Origin of the sequence: Paenibacillus sp. LBL, from assembly GCF_029893715.1 — a bacterium.
GTDB classification, from domain to species: Bacteria; Bacillota; Bacilli; order Paenibacillales; family Paenibacillaceae; genus Paenibacillus_AQ; species Paenibacillus_AQ glucanolyticus.
The window spans coordinates 158,691-179,063 of the sequence record NZ_JARXYU010000007.1 but is presented as its reverse complement, the minus strand read 5'-3'; the positions used below and the strand labels follow the sequence as shown (position 1 = coordinate 179,063).

General features: G+C 50.9%; 16 protein-coding genes. All 16 read left to right on the top strand.

What is annotated here, in order from left to right:
• Positions 1-30: 30 nt before the first annotated feature.
• Positions 31-1,662 carry a bacillithiol biosynthesis cysteine-adding enzyme BshC gene (gene bshC, locus M2277_RS17285; protein ID WP_280755242.1) on the top strand — a complete coding sequence of 544 codons (1,632 nt, stop codon included), beginning with the start codon at positions 31-33 and terminating at the stop codon, positions 1,660-1,662.
• 41 nt (positions 1,663-1,703) lie between these two features.
• A complete protein-coding gene (locus tag M2277_RS17280) occupies positions 1,704-2,972 on the top strand; it encodes an adenosylhomocysteinase (protein WP_036637874.1) in 1,269 nt (422 codons plus the stop codon).
• Positions 2,973-3,180: 208 nt separating this feature from the next.
• The gene (gene mraZ, locus M2277_RS17275) at positions 3,181-3,618 is read left to right on the top strand and encodes a division/cell wall cluster transcriptional repressor MraZ (protein WP_006209069.1); all 438 of its coding nucleotides are present in this window, start codon (positions 3,181-3,183) and stop codon (positions 3,616-3,618) included.
• Between the two features lie 75 nt (positions 3,619-3,693).
• The gene (rsmH, locus tag M2277_RS17270) at positions 3,694-4,647 is read left to right on the top strand and encodes a 16S rRNA (cytosine(1402)-N(4))-methyltransferase RsmH (RefSeq protein WP_148248830.1); all 954 of its coding nucleotides are present in this window, start codon (positions 3,694-3,696) and stop codon (positions 4,645-4,647) included.
• Between the two features lie 32 nt (positions 4,648-4,679).
• Positions 4,680-5,096: a hypothetical protein gene (locus M2277_RS17265; protein WP_063478966.1), complete on the top strand. Its 417-nt coding sequence runs from the start codon at positions 4,680-4,682 to the stop codon at positions 5,094-5,096.
• 18 nt (positions 5,097-5,114) lie between these two features.
• On the top strand, positions 5,115-7,376 hold the full coding sequence (locus tag M2277_RS17260; RefSeq protein WP_280755241.1) for a penicillin-binding transpeptidase domain-containing protein: 2,262 nt from the start codon (positions 5,115-5,117) through the stop codon (positions 7,374-7,376).
• 86 nt (positions 7,377-7,462) lie between these two features.
• Positions 7,463-9,406: a stage V sporulation protein D gene (locus M2277_RS17255; protein ID WP_006209072.1), complete on the top strand. Its 1,944-nt coding sequence runs from the start codon at positions 7,463-7,465 to the stop codon at positions 9,404-9,406.
• Between the two features lie 60 nt (positions 9,407-9,466).
• Positions 9,467-10,954 (top strand): UDP-N-acetylmuramoyl-L-alanyl-D-glutamate--2,6-diaminopimelate ligase, encoded by a 1,488-nt coding sequence (locus M2277_RS17250; RefSeq protein ID WP_006209073.1) that lies wholly within the window; start codon positions 9,467-9,469, stop codon positions 10,952-10,954.
• The gene (locus M2277_RS17245) at positions 10,951-12,369 is read left to right on the top strand and encodes a UDP-N-acetylmuramoyl-tripeptide--D-alanyl-D-alanine ligase (protein ID WP_280755240.1); all 1,419 of its coding nucleotides are present in this window, start codon (positions 10,951-10,953) and stop codon (positions 12,367-12,369) included. The genes M2277_RS17250 and M2277_RS17245 overlap by 4 nt, the downstream gene beginning before the upstream one ends.
• A 4-nt stretch (positions 12,370-12,373) precedes the next feature.
• Positions 12,374-13,339, top strand: coding sequence for a phospho-N-acetylmuramoyl-pentapeptide-transferase (gene mraY / locus M2277_RS17240; protein WP_006209075.1), 966 nt, complete (start codon positions 12,374-12,376; stop codon positions 13,337-13,339).
• 3 nt (positions 13,340-13,342) lie between these two features.
• On the top strand, positions 13,343-14,782 hold the full coding sequence (gene murD, locus M2277_RS17235; protein WP_280755239.1) for a UDP-N-acetylmuramoyl-L-alanine--D-glutamate ligase: 1,440 nt from the start codon (positions 13,343-13,345) through the stop codon (positions 14,780-14,782).
• Positions 14,783-14,831: 49 nt separating this feature from the next.
• Positions 14,832-15,929, top strand: coding sequence for a stage V sporulation protein E (gene spoVE, locus M2277_RS17230; RefSeq protein ID WP_006209077.1), 1,098 nt, complete (start codon positions 14,832-14,834; stop codon positions 15,927-15,929).
• 5 nt (positions 15,930-15,934) lie between these two features.
• Positions 15,935-17,044, top strand: coding sequence for an undecaprenyldiphospho-muramoylpentapeptide beta-N-acetylglucosaminyltransferase (gene murG, locus M2277_RS17225; RefSeq protein WP_280755238.1), 1,110 nt, complete (start codon positions 15,935-15,937; stop codon positions 17,042-17,044).
• Between the two features lie 158 nt (positions 17,045-17,202).
• Positions 17,203-18,108 (top strand): UDP-N-acetylmuramate dehydrogenase, encoded by a 906-nt coding sequence (murB, locus tag M2277_RS17220; RefSeq protein ID WP_006209080.1) that lies wholly within the window; start codon positions 17,203-17,205, stop codon positions 18,106-18,108.
• Between the two features lie 16 nt (positions 18,109-18,124).
• On the top strand, positions 18,125-19,408 hold the full coding sequence (gene murA / locus M2277_RS17215) for a UDP-N-acetylglucosamine 1-carboxyvinyltransferase (RefSeq protein ID WP_006209081.1): 1,284 nt from the start codon (positions 18,125-18,127) through the stop codon (positions 19,406-19,408).
• A 57-nt stretch (positions 19,409-19,465) separates the two neighbouring features.
• Positions 19,466-20,221, top strand: a complete 756-nt coding sequence (locus M2277_RS17210) for a cell division protein FtsQ/DivIB (protein ID WP_040680456.1) — start codon at positions 19,466-19,468, stop codon at positions 20,219-20,221.
• The last annotated feature ends 152 nt before the right edge of the window (positions 20,222-20,373 follow it).

Genomic DNA, 20,373 nt, shown 5'->3' with positions numbered 1-20,373 from the left:
GGTTGCGACGCAGAATAGGAGGCAGACCTCATGAATATCGTTCCGGAACCATTGTCCCTCGCTTCGCGTCTCGCTCAGGATTATATTCACCACTTCGAACGGGTAAGCGGGTTCTATGGTGAAGATCATCGCAGCGAGCACGGCTATGCCGAGCGGGTAAAATGGCTGGATCTTTCCGAAGATAAGCGAGTTCAGCGTAAAGTGCTGGTAGACTGTCTTCGTACGTATAATCAGCTACACAATGATCATCCCGCCGTACATACATCACTCCAGCTTCTGGAGCAGCCGGGAACGGTAACCATGGTTGGCGGACAGCAAAGCGGGCTGTTCACTGGACCCCTGCTAGTTATATATAAAGCGATTACCGTCATTCAAGCCGCCCGTGAAGCGGAGGAACGCTTGAATCGTCCCGTTGTGCCTGTGTTCTGGATTGCTGGGGAGGATCATGACTGGGATGAAGTGAATCATACCTTTTTCCTACGTCAGGACCAGCAGATTTCCAAAATCAAGCTCGACGCAAAGGATGGGCTTAGAACGTCTGTCAGTTACACTGGCGTTGCCGAAGAGGATTGGAATTTGATGCTGTCAGAGCTTCAAACGAAGCTGTCAGACAGCGAGTACAAGGCAGATATATTGAAGCTGGCACGTGATGCGTGTAACGGCTCGAGGGGGCTCAGCGAGGCCTTCGCTAAACTGATCAACCGTTTGTTTGGCAAATATGGCCTCATACTGCTGGATTCGGCGGACCCCGGACTTCGGGCGCTGGAAGTACCTGTATTCGAATCGCTGATCACTCACAATGAAACCTTAGGACTTTCGTATCAGCAGGCTGCAAGGGATATCAAGGGACTTGGTTATGATGTTCAGGCCGATGTTTCCGAGAATGGGGCTAACCTGTTCTACCTGCATGAAGGCAGACGCTTGCTGCTGTACCGGGAGGGGAGTGTATTCTCTGACCGTAAAGGCATGGTTACGCTCACAGAGCAGGAACTTCTTCGAGATTTGCATGCGCATCCCGAGCGTTTCAGCAACAATGTGCTGACTCGCCCAATTATGCAGGATTGTCTGCTGCCTGTGCTGGGAACGGTACTCGGTCCGGGGGAAATTTCTTATTGGGCGATTACGCGTTATGCCTTTGCTGATTTAGGTCTGCAGATGCCGCTGATCATACCGAGAATGTCGTTCTCCATCGTAGACGGAACCGTCCATAAACTCATGGAGAAATATGAAATATCCTTCGAAGATGTTCAGAACCGCCTCGACAAGAAGCGCGAGACATGGCTTGCGAGCAAGGACGAACTGAATCTGGAGGATCGATTCAGCAAGACCCGTGAACAATTTGAAGCTTTATATCAACCCTTAATAGAAGATCTTGGCAGAATGCAGTCAGGACTGTTAAAATTAGGATTAACCAATAAAGATAAGATATTGGAGCAGATGGATTACCTGTTGAGTAAATCCCGGAATGCATTGGAACAGCAGCATGAGGCCGCCTTGGCACAGTGGAAGCGGATCGAGCAAACGCTGTTACCGGAAGGCAAGCCTCAGGAGAGGGTGTACAACATCCTTGAATACATGAATCGTTATGGATTGAATCTGGTGGATAGCCTGATGGAAATCCCATACGAAAGTTCGGGCATTCACCGGGTTGTTTACGTATAATGAGCAGGAATTCAATCATCAGATCACGGGAGGCTGTTAATATGAGCTCATCATCAATACAAACCAGCAATATTACCGACTTGAAACTGGCACCGGAAGGCCATCTGAAAATTGATTGGGTGCAGGCGCATATGCCGGTACTGAACCGGGTGCGCGAGCAGTTCGAACAAGAACAGCCATTCAAAGGCTTGAAAGTGGCCATTTCCTTACATCTGGAAGCGAAGACAGCTTACCTGGCAAAGGTCATTCAGGCTGGCGGAGCTGAAGTGACCATTACCGGCAGTAATCCGTTGTCTACGCAAGACGATGTATGCGCCGCGCTGGTAGAAGACGGAATCACGGTGTTTGCCAAGTATAATCCGGATCCGGCAGAGTATAAGCAGCACCTCATTTCAACTCTGGAGACAAGACCGGATTTGATCATTGATGATGGCGGGGATCTCGTAACAATACTCCACTCGGAGCGCACGGATCTGCTTGAAGGAATCCGGGGTGGTGCCGAAGAGACAACAACAGGAATCCTGCGTCTGAAGTCGCTTGAGAAAGAAGGCTCTCTGAAATTCCCGATGGTCGCTGTAAATGATGCGTATTGCAAATACTTATTTGATAACCGGTACGGAACCGGACAATCGGTATGGGACGGAATCAACCGGACAACAAATCTGGTTGTTGCAGGCAAAACCGTCGTCGTTGTAGGGTATGGCTGGTGCGGCAAGGGCGTGGCTATGCGCGCTAAAGGTCTTGGCGCCAACGTCATTGTGACCGAGATTGATCCTATTAAGGCGGTTGAGGCTTACATGGATGGCTTCCACGTTATGCCGATGCGTGAAGCAGCGAAGCTGGGAGATTTCTTCGTCACGGTGACAGGCAACCGGGATGTAATCAGCGGGGAAGATTTCGATGTCATGAAAGACGGAGCGATCCTGTCGAATGCCGGTCATTTTGATGTGGAAGTCAATAAGCCGGACCTCACGGAACGTTCCAAGTCGGTTCGTACGGTTCGACGCAATATCGAGGAATATCATCTGAACGATGGCCGCAAGATTTATCTGCTTGCAGAAGGCCGCCTTGTGAATCTTGCGGCAGGTGATGGGCATCCCGCAGAAATCATGGATATGACGTTTGCGCTTCAGGCGTTGTCGCTTAAACATGTGAATGATCAATACCAGCGTATCGGTAACCGTGTCGTTAATGTTCCATACGAATTGGATCAACAGGTTGCATTATATAAACTGGAAAGTCTAGGTATCCAAATTGACAGCCTGAGCGATGAGCAGAAATCCTACTTGGACAGCTGGGCTCAGCACTAATACCGCAGCAGCTTTAGATCATTTGCAAACCTCCTTTTATTCCCAATGAGGAATGAAAGGAGGTTTTTTGTGCGGTGGTTCTGAGAGAAAGTTCCAAAAAAACAAATGCATCTTTGAAGGAATTTGATTCTTGACGCCGAATCTATTATCCTAAAGTGGTGGAAAGTGGTGCAAAGTGGGGAATCGGGGTTAAGGAGTGGAATGCCTGATGTTCATGGGAGAGTTTCAGCATAGCATCGACGATAAGGGGAGAATCATTATCCCTGCTAAATTTCGCGACCTCCTGGGCAATTCATTTATCGTAACCCGCGGTTTGGATAACTGCCTCTTTGTATACCCCCGAGATGAATGGGCCATCATGGAGCAGAAGCTTAAGTCCCTGCCGCTCATGAAGTCGGATGCACGCGCATTTACCCGGTTTTTTTTCTCCGGGGCGACGGAATGTGAATGGGATAAACAGGGAAGGGTAAATTTGCCGGGCAATTTGCGCGAGTTCGCCAAGCTCGAGAAAGAATGCGTCGTCATCGGCGTATCGAGCCGAGTGGAGATCTGGAGCAAGGAGCAGTGGCAAAATTACTATCAGCAGTCGGAGGAAACATTTAACGACATTGCTGAGAAGCTGGTAGACTTTGATTTTGATCTATGACCAACATGTGAAACTTTGTAAATGGACAAGTATTACTTAAAAATCATGAATGAGAAACAATGGAGGGCTGCAGCTTTGTTCCATCACATCACAGTGCTTAAGCAAGAAGCGACAGAAGGGCTGCGCATCAAACCAGACGGTATATATGTTGACTGTACGCTCGGGGGAGCAGGGCACAGCTCGCTCATTGCTTCCCAACTAAGTTCGAATGGCCGGTTAATCGCACTGGATCAGGACGACTGGGCATTGAACAATGCCAGGGAAGTCATGAAGCCTTACGTGGACCGGATTACCCTTGTCAAAACTAACTTTCGCGATCTGGAGGAGGTGCTCCGAAGCGAAGTGGGAGTTGACGAGAACGGGCAGCCACAAGTTGACGGTATACTGTTCGATTTGGGCGTATCTTCTCCGCAATTCGATGAGGGGGAGAGAGGGTTTAGTTATAATCATGACGCCCCGCTGGACATGCGGATGGATCAATCCGCTGAGCTTACGGCAGCCAAGATTGTAAACGAATGGCCGGAACAGGAAATCGCACGAATATTGTACGAATACGGCGAAGAGAAATTTTCAAGGCGAATTGCGAAGGTTATTGTGGAAAGAAGGGTACAGGGTCCTATTCACACAACCGGAGAGCTTGTCGAAATGATAAAGGAAGGGATTCCAGCCGCAGCTCGGAGAACGGGCGGCCACCCAGCTAAACGCAGCTTTCAAGCGTTTCGCATTGCGGTAAATGATGAGCTCGGTGCATTCAAAGACGCGCTTCACCAAGCCGTGAGATGTCTTGCACCAGGTGGTAGAGTCTCCGTCATCACTTTCCACTCGCTCGAAGATCGGATATGCAAACAGATATTCAACAGTTACATTCCCAAGTGCACGTGCCCTCCTGATTTTCCGATGTGTGTATGCGGAGGCGGCCAAGGTGACCTGAAGCTGGTTAACCGTAAACCGCTCATCCCCTCAGTGGAAGAGATTGAGAGTAATCCAAGAGCACGATCGGCGAAGCTGCGGATTGCGGAGAAACTGTAGAACGTAAAATCCCTGAAGAAGGAGAATCAGCCATGGCTTACACGCGCGGCAATTTAGCCGTACAGGAGAGACAGAAGGAAACGCAGCAGCAGTCCGCTTATCTCGAGAAGACGAAAGTCATTAAACGTCGTTCCCAGCTTCCCCAAAAAGAAAAGCTGCTGTATTTGTTGTCCGTGGTGTTCGTGGTTGTTGTCATGGGCGTCATCGGCATGAGCCATGTTCATTCTTATGATTTGAACCGGCAGATTCATGATACGGACAATAAGATAGTAGAAGCGAAACGGAATATCAATCAGCTTCAGGTTGAGAAGCAGACACTGGAGACGCAAGTATTGGAGAAGGCCAAAGAGCTTGGTTATGTGCCTATTGAGGATGACAACGCGATCCATCTATCACCCGTCTCGGGATCAACCGGGACACAGGATTCAGACTCGGGACAAAATGATTGAAGTGTGAGGTTTTGACCGATGATAAAAAAAATTAAACTGCGTACCGTGCTAATAGGGGGATGTATAACCCTCTTTTTTGCTTTATTGATTGGTCGGGTGTTTTGGCTGCAGGTCATTGACAACGATTTTTGGAAGGAACAAGCCGTGTCGAAATGGTCGCGCAAACAGGATCTTCCCGCAACGCGCGGGACGATTATGGATCGGGACGGCGATATCATGGCTATGGATGCCCCTGCGTTTACGGTTGTTCTGAACCCGGCCGTCATTCAAGCTAACGGCTTGGAGAACGAGGTGGTAAAGGGGCTGCATGAAATTCTCGGCAAGGATGAGGATGAGCTCCGTAAACTGGTCAAGGCCAAAAATGAAAAAGGTGAGTACCTCCAGGGCCGGGAAGTCCGCAATGAAGGATGGAAAATCGACCAGGAGAAGATGGAAGAGGTTAAAGAATTTAGTGATGGCTTGAACCAAAAATTAAAGGCTGCCGGTAAAGTGGCGGATTCGGGCATCGGCTTTCAAAGAGAGTCAAAACGCTATTATCCCCAGAAGACATTGGCTGCGCATATCCTGGGATATACCGAGCGTCAGGGTAAGGCTGTCGGGGGTATTGAGCAATACTATGATGAGGATCTGAAGGGAACCGACGGATTCGCTGCGTACAAGAGCGATAAGAAAGGGATCAAGCTCCCGAGCGAGGATGAGTTATACCAGCCTGCGATAAATGGGAAAAATTTAGTACTGACGATGGACGATACAATCCAGTATTATATCGAGGAAGCGATGCGCGAGACGTATAACCAGTATAAACCAATCAGTATGACGGTGATCGCGGCGGATCCGAACACGATGGAAATACTGGGAATGGCCAATATGCCAACTTTTGATCCCAATACATATTCGGAATGGAATCAAAAGAATTTTAATAATCATGCCATACGGTCCATATATGAGCCGGGATCGACCTTCAAGATTGTAACGCTGGCCAGTGCCGTGCAGGAGAAGCTGTTTAACCCGGGTGCCATTTATCAATCCGGATCCATAAGAGCGGGGGGAAGAACCCACCGCGACATTAACAGCGTAGGGTGGGGTCCAATCACCTACTTGGAAGGCGTGAAGAAGTCGAGTAACGTCGCTTTTGTAAAATTGGGCTACGAAATGCTCGGTAAGGAGCGATTTACGAACTATATTCGGGATTTCGGGTTTACGGAGAAAACGAATATCGATCTCCCGCATGAAGTTTTGGGTACCTTGAATATGACTTATGATTCCGATATTTCAACCATGACCTACGGTTATGCCGTATCTGTAACGCCTATTCAACAGATTGCGGCCATTTCGGCCGTTGCCAATGGAGGCAAGCTCATGGTCCCTCATATGGTGAAGGAGATCGAAGATCCCAACACGGGCAAGGTTCAGAAAATTGAGCCGGAAGTTGTTCGGCAGGTCATCACTCCTGAGGCAGCCCGTGAAACTGGGAAATATCTTGAACAGGTTGTTGCCGATCAAGATATCGGGACCGGATGGAGGGCTTATATTGACGGTTATCGTGTTGCGGGAAAAACCGGTACCGCTATTAAATCCAGTGATGGATATAAAGATCGTTCCAAACAAGTTGTCTCATTTATAGGATACGCTCCGGTCGAGAATCCGAAAATTGCCGTGCTGGTCATCATTGACGAACCAAACGTGGAAAAGGGCGGCGGCGCACTGGCAGCACCTATATTTAAAGAGATTGTCTCCAAGACATTGACCTATTGGGGCGTTCCCAAATCGAACAGTACTCCGGATAAAGAAAAATCGAATCCGGGAACGGCTCCGAAGGATTTCCCTGAAGCACCAGACTTTACGGGGATGAAGCTCAGCGAAGCAAAAGCCAAACTTCTAGAGGATGGAGTGGCGTTTGAGACTTTGGGTAATGGAAGCACGGTGAAGGAGCAATATCCGCCTCCAAAAGCTACCATTAGTGCAGGACAGCGTATTTATCTTCTAACAGAGGATAGTCCGACGATGGAAATTCCGAATTTAGAGGGCGAATCGCTAAGGGATGCAATGGAAGTGCTCACACTGATGAAAGTAAAGGTTAACGTTCAGGGCGAGGGCTACGTTGCTTCCCAATTGGAAGCCAAAGAGAATGGTCAGCGAATCGTGCAATTAACACTTAAATCCGCGGAGGAATTGTTAACAGGAACCGATACCCCGGAGGATGAAGCTGAGCCTCCTGCGGATAACGAAGCCGGAGCAACCGGCGAAGGTGAAACTGAAGGCAAGGCAGATGGGGAATAGCTTGTTCTAACCCAAGGTTGTCCCGAATACTCATGTGAAGAACGCATTTCATGAGCTTTCGGGTTCAAACGGGGAGGGAAGCTTAGGTGAAAGTATCCAAGGTATCTCAGCGGAGACGGCTGCTCTGGAGCCTGCTGCTGCTGCTCCTGCTATTCTCTGCACTGATCATCAGACTAGCCTATGTGCAGATCGGGAAAGGTGCGGAGCTGTCGGCGAAGGCGGAGGATCTGTGGCGCCGTGATATTCCGTTTGCGGCACAGCGTGGCGAAATACTGGACCGTAATGGGACCGCACTGGTTACGAATATAACAACACCGACCATTTGGGCGATTCCTGTACAAGTCAAGGATCCGGACCATACAGCCAAAACATTGGCAGGACTTATTGGCATGAATGAAGCCGATATCAAGAAGATTATTACCAAACGTTCGAGGTTGGAACGGATAAATCCCGGTGGACGAAAAATTACGATGGAGCTGGCTCAGGAAATTCGTGATTTGAAGCTGCCGGGTATCGTTGTTGCTGAGGATAACAAGCGCTATTACCCCTATGGCGATCTGGCCGCCCATATATTAGGATTTACGGGGGCCTACAGCCAGGGACTTACCGGACTTGAGGCCAAACATGAAGACAAGCTGAAAGGGTTCGATGGCGGAATATCCTATCTGTCCGATGCAGGCGGCAGAATCATGCCCGGCTCTTCGGAAAAATACGTGGAGCCTCGTGACGGACTGAATTTAGAGTTAACGATTGATAAATCGATTCAGTCCATCATGGAGCGGGAGCTGGATCAGGCCATGGTGAAGTATCAGGCCAATGGAGCCTGGTCAATTGCCATGAATCCCAAGACAGGAGAGATATTGGCGATGGCCAGCAGGCCGGGATACTCACCTGCCAGCTACCAGGATTTCTCGGCCGAGACTTATAATCGCAACTTACCGATCTGGATGACCTATGAGCCGGGCTCGACGTTCAAGATTATTACACTTGCCGCTGCGCTCGAAGAGGACAAGGTGGATCTGAAGAACGATCACTTTTTCGACGGTGGTGCCGTGGAGGTTGGAGGAGCGAGACTGCGCTGCTGGAAAAAAGGCGGTCATGGCAGCCAAACCTTCATGGAGGTTGTACAGAACTCCTGTAACCCGGGCTTTGTGGCATTGGGCCAGAAACTGGGTAAGGAAAGTCTGTTCCAGTATATCCGCGATTTTGGCTTTGGAGCGAAGACGGGCATTGATTTGAACGGAGAAGAGAACGGAATCCTGTTCAAGCTTGATAAAGTCGGGCCTGTTGAGCTGGCCACAACGGCGTTTGGCCAAGGGGTATCGGTTACACCGATTCAACAGGTCGCGGCAGTATCCGCTGCCATTAACGGCGGTAAATTGTTCAAGCCGCACGTAGCCAAGGCGTGGATCAATCCGGAGACGGGGGAGACGGTTGAGGAAATCGAGCCGGAGCTCGTCCGACAAGTAATCTCGGAAGAAACATCCAAGCAGGTGCGCGAGGCGCTGGAAAGCGTCGTAGCCAAGGGAACCGGTCGCCCGGCTTTCATCGACGGCTATCGAGTCGGCGGGAAGACAGGAACGGCCCAGAAGGTCATTAATGGACGCTACTCGTCAACGGAGCATATCGTATCCTTTATCGGGTTTGCACCTGCGGACGACCCTGAGATCGTGGTCTACACAGCCGTTGACAACCCGAAGGGCATTCAGTTCGGTGGCGTCGTGGCTGCTCCCATCGTGCAGAACATTCTGGAGGATGCACTGCACTACATGAATGTTCCGCCGCGTAAAGATCAGCTTGCCCGCGAGTACAAATACGGCGAGACACCAACGGTGACCGTGCCGAACCTGGTCGGGGCGACGGTTCAGGATTTGTATGAGGATCTGAATATGAATTTTATGCTGGCTAGGTCCGGGACCGGCAATACGGTCATTTCCCAGGCGCCAAAGCCGGGAAGCCGGGTGGAGCGAGGCTCAACCATTCGGATTTATATGGGTGAAGACCCCGAGGAATCGAAACACGAACATTAATGGCATCATCCAGCCGGCAAGCGGGTCGGATGATGCAGATATATAGAGAGAGGGATAACAATGAAATTGAAGCAATTATCATCCGTGTTGGCTGCTGCTGTGATCGATGGATCCGGAGATGTTGAAATTACGGGGATTGAAACAGACTCCAGACAAGTGAAGCCGGGGGATTTGTTCATTTGCTTGCCGGGTCATACGGTAGATGGACATCTGTTTGCTGCCCAGGCCGCGGAGAAAGGCGCAGCCGCACTCGTCGTTGAGCGTAAGCTCGAGGTTGATCTTCCGCAGGTTATCGTAAAAGACAGCCGGTTTGCGATGGCAGGCTTGGCTAACACCTTTTTCGATCAGCCGAGCGCCCGCATGAAGATGATCGGTGTAACCGGAACGAACGGCAAGACCACTACAACGTATTTGATTGAGACGATCATGAACGACCACGGCCTGAAGACCGGATTGATCGGAACGATTCAGATGAAATACGGCAATCAGTCTTTCCCGATGCCGAGAACGACACCGGAGGCACTTGAGCTTCAGCGTTACTTGAACGACATGGCTAACGCAGGCACCGAGTGCTGTGTGATGGAGGTATCCTCGCATGCGCTTGAGCAGGGCCGGGTGAAGGGGACGGATTTCCGAACCGCGATATTCACGAATCTGACGCAGGATCATCTGGACTATCACCACACCATGGAAGAGTACCGCGGAGCGAAAGGGTTATTTTTCTCCCGGCTGGGCAACGCTTTTGCCAAGGATGAAAAATCGCGCAAATATGCAGTATTGAATGCGGATGATGATGCTTCCGCTTATTTTGCCAAGATTACCGCTGCCGAAGTAATTACTTACGGTTTGGGAGAAGATGCGGATGTGCGGGCCAGCAACATATCGATCACTGCTCAAGGCACCTCGTTCCATGTGGACACATTCCGTGGCAGCGCAGATATTTCGATTCGCATGGTAGGGAAGTTCAATGTATATAACGCGATGGCAGCCATCGCTGCAGCGCTTCTCGAGGGCGTGCCGCTTGAGGACATCAAGAGCAGCCTGGAGTCCGTTCCCGGAGTGGATGGACGCGTGGAGGTTGTGGATGAGGGCCAGCCGTACGCTGTAATCGTGGATTATGCGCATACGCCGGACGGTCTCGAAAACGTGCTTCGTACCGTTAATGAATTCGCGGAAGGCCGTGTGCTCACGGTATTCGGCTGCGGTGGTGACCGGGATCGGACCAAGCGGCCGATCATGGGCAAAATTGCCGCGAAATATAGCGATGTTGTATTGGTGACTTCCGATAACCCGCGTACCGAGGACCCGGATTTGATTCTGAAGGATATCGAAGCCGGCTTGATTGAGGACGGAGTGGCAGCAGAAAGCTACAATCTCATTGTTGATCGCAGGAAGGCGATTGAAAAGGCTATTGAAATGGCAAGCCCGGGCGATGTAGTATTGATTGCGGGGAAAGGTCATGAGACCTACCAGCTGATTGCGGGCGAAGTGCTTGATTTTGACGACCGCATCGTAGCCAAAGACGCGATAAGGGGCAGACAAAAGTGATCCATAAATCATTAAAGAGCATCGCCGACCTGTGCGGCGGCACGCTCTCACGTAACCAAGATGCCAACATCATCATTCAAGGAGTCGGTACTGACTCCCGAACCATACAGCCCGGCAATCTGTTTGTTCCGATTGTGGGCGAGAAGTTTGACGGACACGAGTTCGCCGAAAGCGTGCTTGCAAGCGGAGCGGGCGCGGCGTTCTGGCAGCGGGATCATCAGCCTGTTCCCGATCTGCCGCTCATTCTCGTTGAGGATACATTGACGGCGCTTCAATCGCTGGCTGCGGCGTATTTATCGGAGACCAGTGCGAAGGTGGTCGGAATTACCGGCAGCAATGGTAAAACCACGGTTAAGGACATGGTGTCTGCGCTGCTAGAGACCACGTATAAAGTGCACAAGACACAAGGCAATTACAACAACCATATCGGACTTCCGCTGACCGTACTGGCCATGAAAGAAGATACCGACATCATCGTGCTTGAGATGGGTATGAGTGGACGGCATGAGATCGAACTGCTCTCGACCATAGCACGCCCGGATATGACCGTGATTACCAATATTGGCGAAGCCCATATGCTGCAGCTCGGTTCCCGGGAGGAAATCGCTCGCGCCAAGCTGGAGATCATCAGCGGCATGAAGCCAGGCGGATTGCTGATCTACCATGGAGACGAACCGTTGATCGATCAGGTGCTTGCGGAAGAGTCTACGGTGAAGCCGGAGGGGTTGAACACCTTTACGTTTGGGAATCAGGAGACTAACGACGATTACCCAACTGGATTGATGTTTCATGCCAGAGGCATCATCTTCACGTCGAACCGACATGCAGGAGAAGGCTTCAGCCTGCCGCTTCTCGGGCGTCACAACGTGGTTAACGCACTCGCGGCGATGGCGGTTGCCGCTCATTTGGGCATCGGCGATGAAGCCATTCGCAGCGGGTTTGCCAATTTGAAGCTGTCCAGCATGCGAATTGAAGCGGTGGAGACCCCGTTTGGGGTTACTGTGCTGAACGATGCCTATAATTCAAGTCCGACGGCGGTCAAGGCGGCTGTGGATGTGCTGGGCGATATGAAAGGCTATCGCAAACGGATCGCCGTTCTCGGGGACATGCTGGAACTTGGTCAGCGGGAAGAGGAGTTCCATGCGGAGATAGGAGACTATTTATCTCCGGACAATGCGGATCTTGTGTTTACCTACGGGCCGCTGTCGGTTCATACGGCGGAGAGAGCAAAGCTGCGCTTCCCTGATGGGGCCGTGCTTTCCTTCACCGATAAAGAGAAGCTGATTGCATCTGTGCTTGAGCACGTATCCGAGAAAGATATCGTATTAGTGAAAGCCTCGCGAGGTATGAGGCTGGAGCACGTGGTCGATGCTTTGAAGGCCCTGCCTGGCGGCAACAACGGAGTGAGGGGGTGAGCTGATGGACTTTCAACTGCTGTTACTGACGATCGGTGTAGCGTTTATACTTGCGGTAATTTCGGCTCCGCTTCTCATTCCGCTGCTGCGGCGGATGAAGTTCGGCCAGCAGGTCCGGGACGACGGACCACAGAGCCACTTGAAAAAAGCGGGGACGCCAACGATGGGCGGCGTAGTCATCCTGCTTGCTTTTACGCTGACTTATATTAAATTCTCGCCTGTCGATACGGATTTCTACGTGCTGATCGTAGCGACACTTGGCTTCGGGCTGATCGGATTTCTTGACGATTATATTAAGATCGTATTTCGCAGGTCATTAGGACTCACGGCCCGGCAGAAGCTGTTTGGACAGCTTCTGTTTTCCGGTATTATGTGCTGGCTGCTAATCTCCAATGGACATAGCACTGCTATCAGTGTGCCGGGCATCGACTGGTCCTTTGACTGGGGACCTTGGTTCTACTATCCGTTTATCGTCATCATGATGCTTGCCATCAGCAATGCCGTCAACTTCACGGACGGATTGGACGGTCTGCTGTCCGGTGTCAGCGCGATTGCTTTTGGAGCCTATGCGATTGTAGCCATCCAGTCGACCTCGTTTGCAGCGGCATTCTGCGCGGCGGCGATGATCGGTGCGGTGCTGGGCTTCCTCGTATTTAACGCACACCCCGCAAAGGTGTTTATGGGAGATACGGGATCTCTGGGAATCGGAGGGGCTATTGGTGCGATTGCCATCGTAACCAAGAGCGAACTGCTATTCCTGATTGTCGGAGGGGTATTCGTCATAGAGATGCTGTCGGTCGTGCTTCAGGTTGCCTCATTCAAAACCAGAGGCAAGCGTATATTCAAGATGAGCCCGATCCATCACCATTACGAATTGTCCGGATGGTCGGAGTGGCGCGTAGTCATTACATTTTGGGCCGTGGGACTGATACTTGCGGGACTTGGACTTTATATCAACAAGGGGTTGTAACATATGAAGCAGCTAGATGATTATCGGGATAAAAAAGTCGTTGTGCTGGGTTTGGCCAGAAGCGGAGTGCAGGTAGCTAAGGTACTGCATCAGGCCGGAGCCTCGGTCATCGTTAACGATAGAAAGGAAAGAGAACAGTGTCCTGAAGCTTCGGAGCTCGAGGCTTTGGGTATTTCTGTTATTTGTGGTGGACATCCCGATGACCTGATAGATCCCGGTGTGGCGCTTCTTGTCAAAAATCCCGGGATTCCGTATTCCGTCCCTCCTGTCCGGAAGGCGCTTGAGCTGGAGATACCGATTGTGACAGAAGTCGAGGTGGCCTATCACCTGTGTGAAGCGCCGATCATAGGGATCACGGGCTCCAATGGCAAGACAACGACAACAACTTGGGTGGGCAAGCTGCTGGAGAGCGCAGGACTGTCACCGATTGTAGCCGGAAATATCGGCACGCCTCTGTCCGAGGCAGCTGCGGAAGCAACTCCGGACAACTGGATGGTTGTAGAGCTGAGCAGTTTTCAATTAAAAGGAACAGAGGAGTTCCGGCCGCGCATTGCTTGTCTTCTCAACATTGCGGAGACACATCTGGATTACCATGGCGGAATGGACGATTATATCTCCTCCAAGGCCAGGCTGTTTGTCAATCAGACTGCGGATGATACCGCTGTGCTCAATTGGGATGATCCCGTATGCAGAAATCTTGTCCCGTATATCAAGGCGCGCATTATTCCTTTCTCGATGACTGAGAGCCTTCGCGAAGGGGTTTACCTTTCGACGCCGTATGCTCCGGGTTCGCAGGATTCGGATGAAGATGAGGGTGATGTAGGGCGCACCATTATTTATACAGACGGTGAAGGTTTTACGCATGAGATCATCCGTGTGGAGAACATCGGACTGCCTGGGAGATTCAATGTGGATAATGCCTTAGCTGCTTGTGCGATCGCCATTGCGGCCGGAGTTGCGCCTGATCAGTTGGAAGGTGCTTTGTCCAGCTTCCGCAGTGTCGAGCACCGTCTTGAATTTGTTGCCGAGCTTCAGGGGATTTCCTATTACAACAACTCCAAGGCAACCAACTCCAAAGCAACGAATATGGCTCTGACTTCTTTCAAAGAACCTATCATATTGATTGCAGGCGGGCTTGATCGGGGTTCGGATTACGAGGATTTGATTCCTTCCATGCAAGGAAGGGTGAAAGCTGTCGTACTGATTGGCGAAACGAAGGAGAAAATCGCGAATGCTGCAGCCAAAGCGGGATTAAAGGACATCATACTCGTCGATAATGGGAAGGACGCCGCCGCAACCTTGACCTCGGCTGTCCGGAAAGCTTCTGAACTTGCGGAGAGCGGAGACATTGTTCTTCTATCTCCCGCATGTGCGAGCTGGGACATGTTTCCTTCCTTTGAGGTACGAGGAAGCATTTTTAAAGAGGCGGTGCATAACCTTTAAGTAGGGGGGTGGATAAGCCCCTACTAAGGATGTACGAGGTGGCCTTTCCATGAACAAGAACCGCCAGGCGCCCGATCTGTGGCTGCTTATCTGTATTTTGGCCCTGCTGGCCATCGGAATCGTCATGGTATACAGCGCGGGCTCCGTGCTCGCTTTTCATGACTATGGCGATAAATTTTATTTTGTGAAGCGTCAGCTGTTTTTTGCCTGTCTGGGCCTTGCTGCGATGTATTTCACATCCAAGATTGACTTCCGAGTCTGGAAGAAGTACAGCAAGCTTGCGCTTCTGGCCTGCTTTTTCCTCCTTGTTATCGTTCTTATTCCGGGTGTCGGCGTTGTGCGCGGCGGGGCCAGAAGCTGGCTTGGCATCAGCTCGTTTGGCATTCAGCCCTCTGAATTTATGAAACTCGGTATGATTCTGTTTCTATCGCGCTGGCTCAGTAAACAGGACTACGATATTACGTCGTTTACGAAGGGACTTCTGCCGCCTCTTGGTTTGATTGGACTGGCATTTGGACTGATTATGCTGCAGCCGGATCTGGGGACAGGAGCCGTCATGCTGGGAGCTGCGATGATGATCGTATTCACCGCAGGGGCACGGATGAAGCATCTGGGCTTCCTTGCTTTAGGCGGAATAGCAGGCTTCATAGGCTTGATTCTGGCAGCTCCGTACCGGCTGAAGCGGATTACCGGGTTTCTGGATCCTTGGTCTGACCCGCTGGGTGCAGGCTATCAGATTATTCAATCCCTTTATGCGATTGGGCCGGGCGGTCTTGGTGGACTCGGTCTTGGCATGAGTCGTCAGAAGTACGCTTATGTGCCTGAGCCGCAGACTGACTTTATATTCTCGATCCTGGCTGAAGAACTCGGGTTTATTGGCGGCCTCATCGTACTGCTCTTGTTTGCTGCCTTGGTGTGGCGGGGCATGAGAGTGGCCATGACCGTACCGGATAGCTTTGGCAGCCTGCTGGCTGTAGGAATCGTAGGCATGGTCGCCATCCAGGTCGTTATCAATATCGGTGTGGTTATCGGCTTGATGCCGGTGACAGGAATTACGCTGCCGCTCATCAGTTACGGGGGCAGTTCACTGACACTGATGCTGACGGCCCTTGGCATTCTATTAAATATTTCCCGTTATGCGAGGTGAAGGGTATGCGTGTCGTATTGACCGGCGGCGGAACGGGGGGACATATTTACCCCGCCGTTGCCATAGCAAGACAATGTGAGAAGGAAGATCCGAAGACGGAGTTTTTATATATTGGAGGCCAGCGCGGCCTCGAAAGCAAACTGGTGCCCCAAGAGAAGCTGCCATTTGAGAGCATTGACATCACCGGGTTCCGGCGCAAGCTGTCGTTTGATAACGTCAAAACGATTGTGCGTTTCTTCAAAGGCGTGAAGCGATCCAAGGCATTGCTGAGGGAGTTCAAGCCCGATGTCGTGATCGGTACAGGCGGATATGTGTGCGGTCCGGTCGTTTATGCAGCCGCCAAGCTCGGCATACCGACCATGATTCATGAGCAGAATGCGATACCGGGGCTAACCAACCAGTTCCTCAGCCGTTATGCGGACACGGTCGCGGTCAGCTTTGAAGGTTCGGTATCCTCTTTTCCTAAAGCCAAAAGAACGGTTTATACAGGAAATCCACGCGCGACAACGGTATTAACCGCCAATCGTGAACGTGGATTTGCTACGCTTGGCATCCCGATGGAAGCTCAAGTCGTTCTTATCGTTGGAGGAAGCCGTGGGGCCAAGGCGATCAATAACGCCATGATGGGCATGGCACCGTTTCTTCATAAGCTGCCTGGCGTGCACTTTGTGTTCGTAACAGGCGATACGTATTTCGAGAATACGCGTGAATCCATTTTAGCGCAGCTCGGCACGATGCCTAATCATCTTCATATCATGCCATACATTCATAATATGCCGGAGGTGCTTGCGGCCACTTCGCTGATCGTGAATCGTGCCGGGGCATCGTTCCTGGCTGAGATCACGTCGCTTGGTATTCCATCTGTACTTATACCTTCTCCTAACGTTACCAACAACCATCAGGAGGCGAATGCAAGGCAGTTGGAAGAAGCGGGCGCATCCAGCATGATACTTGAAAAGGATTTGACGGCAGAAACGCTGTTTGGAAAGCTTGAGGAGATTATGACCAGTCGCTCGACCAGAGAGACGATGTCAGCCGCTTCGAAAAAGCTTGGCAAACCGGATTCGGCTGCCGTTATGGTCGAAGAAATCCGCCGGTTAACCGGCAAACGCTAAAACGGCTGGGCGATTGTCACACACCTATGGAGCCTGACATAAGATACTCTATAATCGTGACACACCCATGAGGCCGGCATTACTGACAGCGGCCATCTCCTTCGTTAAGCAGAAGGAATGGCCTTTTGGTTTTGAAAGTCAAGGGAGGTTTATTTAAAATGCAGCAGTGGAAATCGCTACTATCTGAAGCCAATGTCGGAGCCGTGTTATGGAATGAACCGCTGGCAAAATATACGACGTGGAAAATAGGCGGACCAGCCGATTGCCTGATTATTCCTGAGAACAAGGAACAGCTCAAGGAACTGGTCACTCTTCTCCATGCCCATCGTATTCATTGGACGCAACTCGGGCGCGGTTCAAACATGTTAGTTGCCGATAAAGGCATTAGGGGAGCGGTCATCAAGCTGGGTCAGGGATTTGAGGAGCTTCATTTTGACGGAGAGACAGTAACTGCAGGCGGTAGTCTGTCTTTTGTCAAACTCAGTGTTCTGGCCGGAAAACAAGGATTAGCCGGTCTTGAGTTTGCCGGAGGTATTCCTGGGTCAGTTGGAGGTGCCGTTTACATGAATGCAGGCGCCCATGGGTCTGATGTGTCACGCATATTCAAGTCCGCTGACATTGTACTGGAAACAGGGGAATTGGTTACGTATGCTGCGAAAGATATGGCGTTTGATTACCGACACTCCATTCTGCATGAACGAAAAGGGATTGTGACTGAAGCGGTATTTGGGCTCCGTCAAGGAGACCGCAAAGAAATTTCAGCTGTTATGGCCTCTTACAAGGACCGTCGCCGGCGTACACAGCCGCTCCAATCCGCAACCGCAGGCAGTGTATTCCGCAACCCGCCTGGCGACCATGCCGCAAGGTTGATTGAGGCTGCTGGCCTCAAGGGCCTACGGATCGGGGGCGCAGAAGTTTCTTTACAGCATGCCAATTTCATTGAGAACACCGGTCAAGCGACAGCAGAGGACGTGCTCGCTTTGATGGAACGCATCAAGGAAACCATCTCAGAGAAGAACGGAATTCATATGGTGCCTGAGGTGTACGTTCTGGGCGAGCGGTAAACTCGGAGGTGATACATTGGACAAATTGGTGATTGAGGGTGGAAGGCCCCTATCAGGAACCATACGTATCCATGGAGCAAAAAATGCAGCTTTACCTATTCTAGCAGCAAGTCTTCTTGCAGAAGGGACTGTAAGATTAAGCAATGTCCCGCATCTGCTGGATATTGAAGTGATGCTAAGCATTCTTGGCCGTCTTGGCTCCAAATGCAAGCATGAGCTGGAGACGGTTACCGTGGATACCTCGTCTGCCAATTCGTTTCATGTCCCGGAAGATTTAATGAAGCAGATGCGATCCTCCATCTTTTTGATGGGACCTCTGCTGGCCCGTTTTGGTGAAGTGACGATCTATCAGCCCGGGGGCTGTGCGATCGGGGAACGCAAGATCGACCTCCACCTTCAGGGATTGCAGGCACTGGGTGCGGAAATCGAGGAGAGCAACGATAAAATCCATTGCAGAGCAAGCCGATTGATCGGAACGGATATTCATCTCGATTTTGCCAGCGTAGGGGCAACGGAGAATATCATGATGGCAGCAGCAACGGCACTTGGCACAACGGTGCTCACCAATGCAGCCAGAGAGCCTGAAATTCAAGACCTTCAGCATTTCCTGAACAAGATGGGAGCCAACATTATCGGTGCCGGAACGGATACGATTACGATCCACGGCGTGGAGCGTCTTACGCCTTGCGAGTATGAGATCATACCGGATCGGATCGTAGCGGGAACCGTCATGATTGCAGCCGCCGTCACCCGGGGAAGTGTTACGCTTACAAAGACCAATCCCTCTCATTTAACTTCTCTTATACATGTGCTGAAGCGCGCCGGTGTTCAAACCAGTGTATGCAATGATATAATAAACATAAGCTGTATGAGCCGTCCCAAAGCTGTTGAACGAATTGTGACTTCACCTTATCCTTCTTTCCCGACCGATTTGCAGTCCCAGGTCATGGTCTTGTTGTCCTTGGCCGATGGATTTAGTGTTATGAAAGAAACGGTATTTGAGGGACGGTTCAAACATGTGGAGGAACTCTCCCGCATGGGAGCAGACATTTCCACGGATCTGAACTATGCGTTTATACGCGGTGTTCAGAGAATTTACGGAGCCACTGTGGAGGCAACCGATCTTCGGGCTGGAGCGGCGCTCGTCATTGCCGGTTTGGCCGCGCAGGGAACGACCGTGGTGGAGCAAGTTCACCATATTGATCGCGGTTATGATCGTATTGAAAACATGTTCCAAGGTTTAGGTGCACGGATCTATCGTCAGTCTCCTGTGCCCAAACCGCTTGATTTAGCCAATTGAGGTCCTGAGCATCCCCTCCAGAGGAGGGGATAACAGGTCTTTATGGAGAGAGTGGATATGTCCAAGACACATATGCCTGTCCTTAAGCAGGACAAGCCCAAACCGAAAACAGCCAGGAAAATTATATGGATTCTTTTGCTGCTGTTTGCAGCGCTGCTGACGATTCTCTTTTTCCGATCGCCGGTCAGCCAAGTTACCGAGATTCATTTTACAGGCAATACGTTTAATACCAATGAGCAGCTTACTAAGCAAAGCGGACTTCGCATAGGAGACCAATATTTCAGCGTAGAGCCTAAAGATGTGCAGGAACGCCTCGTGGGTCTGGGAACTATCAAGTCGGCTGAAGTGGTCAAGAGCTTTCCGGGTGAGGTGCGAATCGCGGTTACGGAGCATCCTACGGTCGCCTATGAGCTGTCGGAGAACGGAGAACTTCAAGCGATTCTGGCCAGCGGTACTTCCGTTCCTGTTACAGCGAGCGGTATCGCCGTGGAGAAGCCGATCCTGACCAAGTGGGATCCATCGGACCCGAACAAGGCTATGTTAAGTGAAGTGCTTGCGGAGATTCCCAATAGTTTGACCTCGGACATCTCGGAAATCATGCCTTCACCGACAGTCTCTTTCCCGGACCGGATCAAGTTGTACACACGTTCCAAATTCGAAGTCATCACTACGGTTTCCCTGCTTCGGGATAAAGTAGAGTACCTGAGTCAGGTTACCGAAATGGAGCGGCCGGGTGTGATTACGATGCTGGAAGCAGACGCTTATGTACCGTTTGAACAAGAAGTTACAGAAGAGTCAGAGGAAGGGCAATAACCCCCTACTCAGGAATAGGAATAAATGGTACAATTGAAAGTATTGACAACTTGTTTCGGTTCTTCTTTTTTGAATGACTTTTACGGCCTGTTATAGCAAATGTTGGCAGTAAAAAAAATGTTGAAAAAAGAGGGAAAGACCTGCGAGTGTGG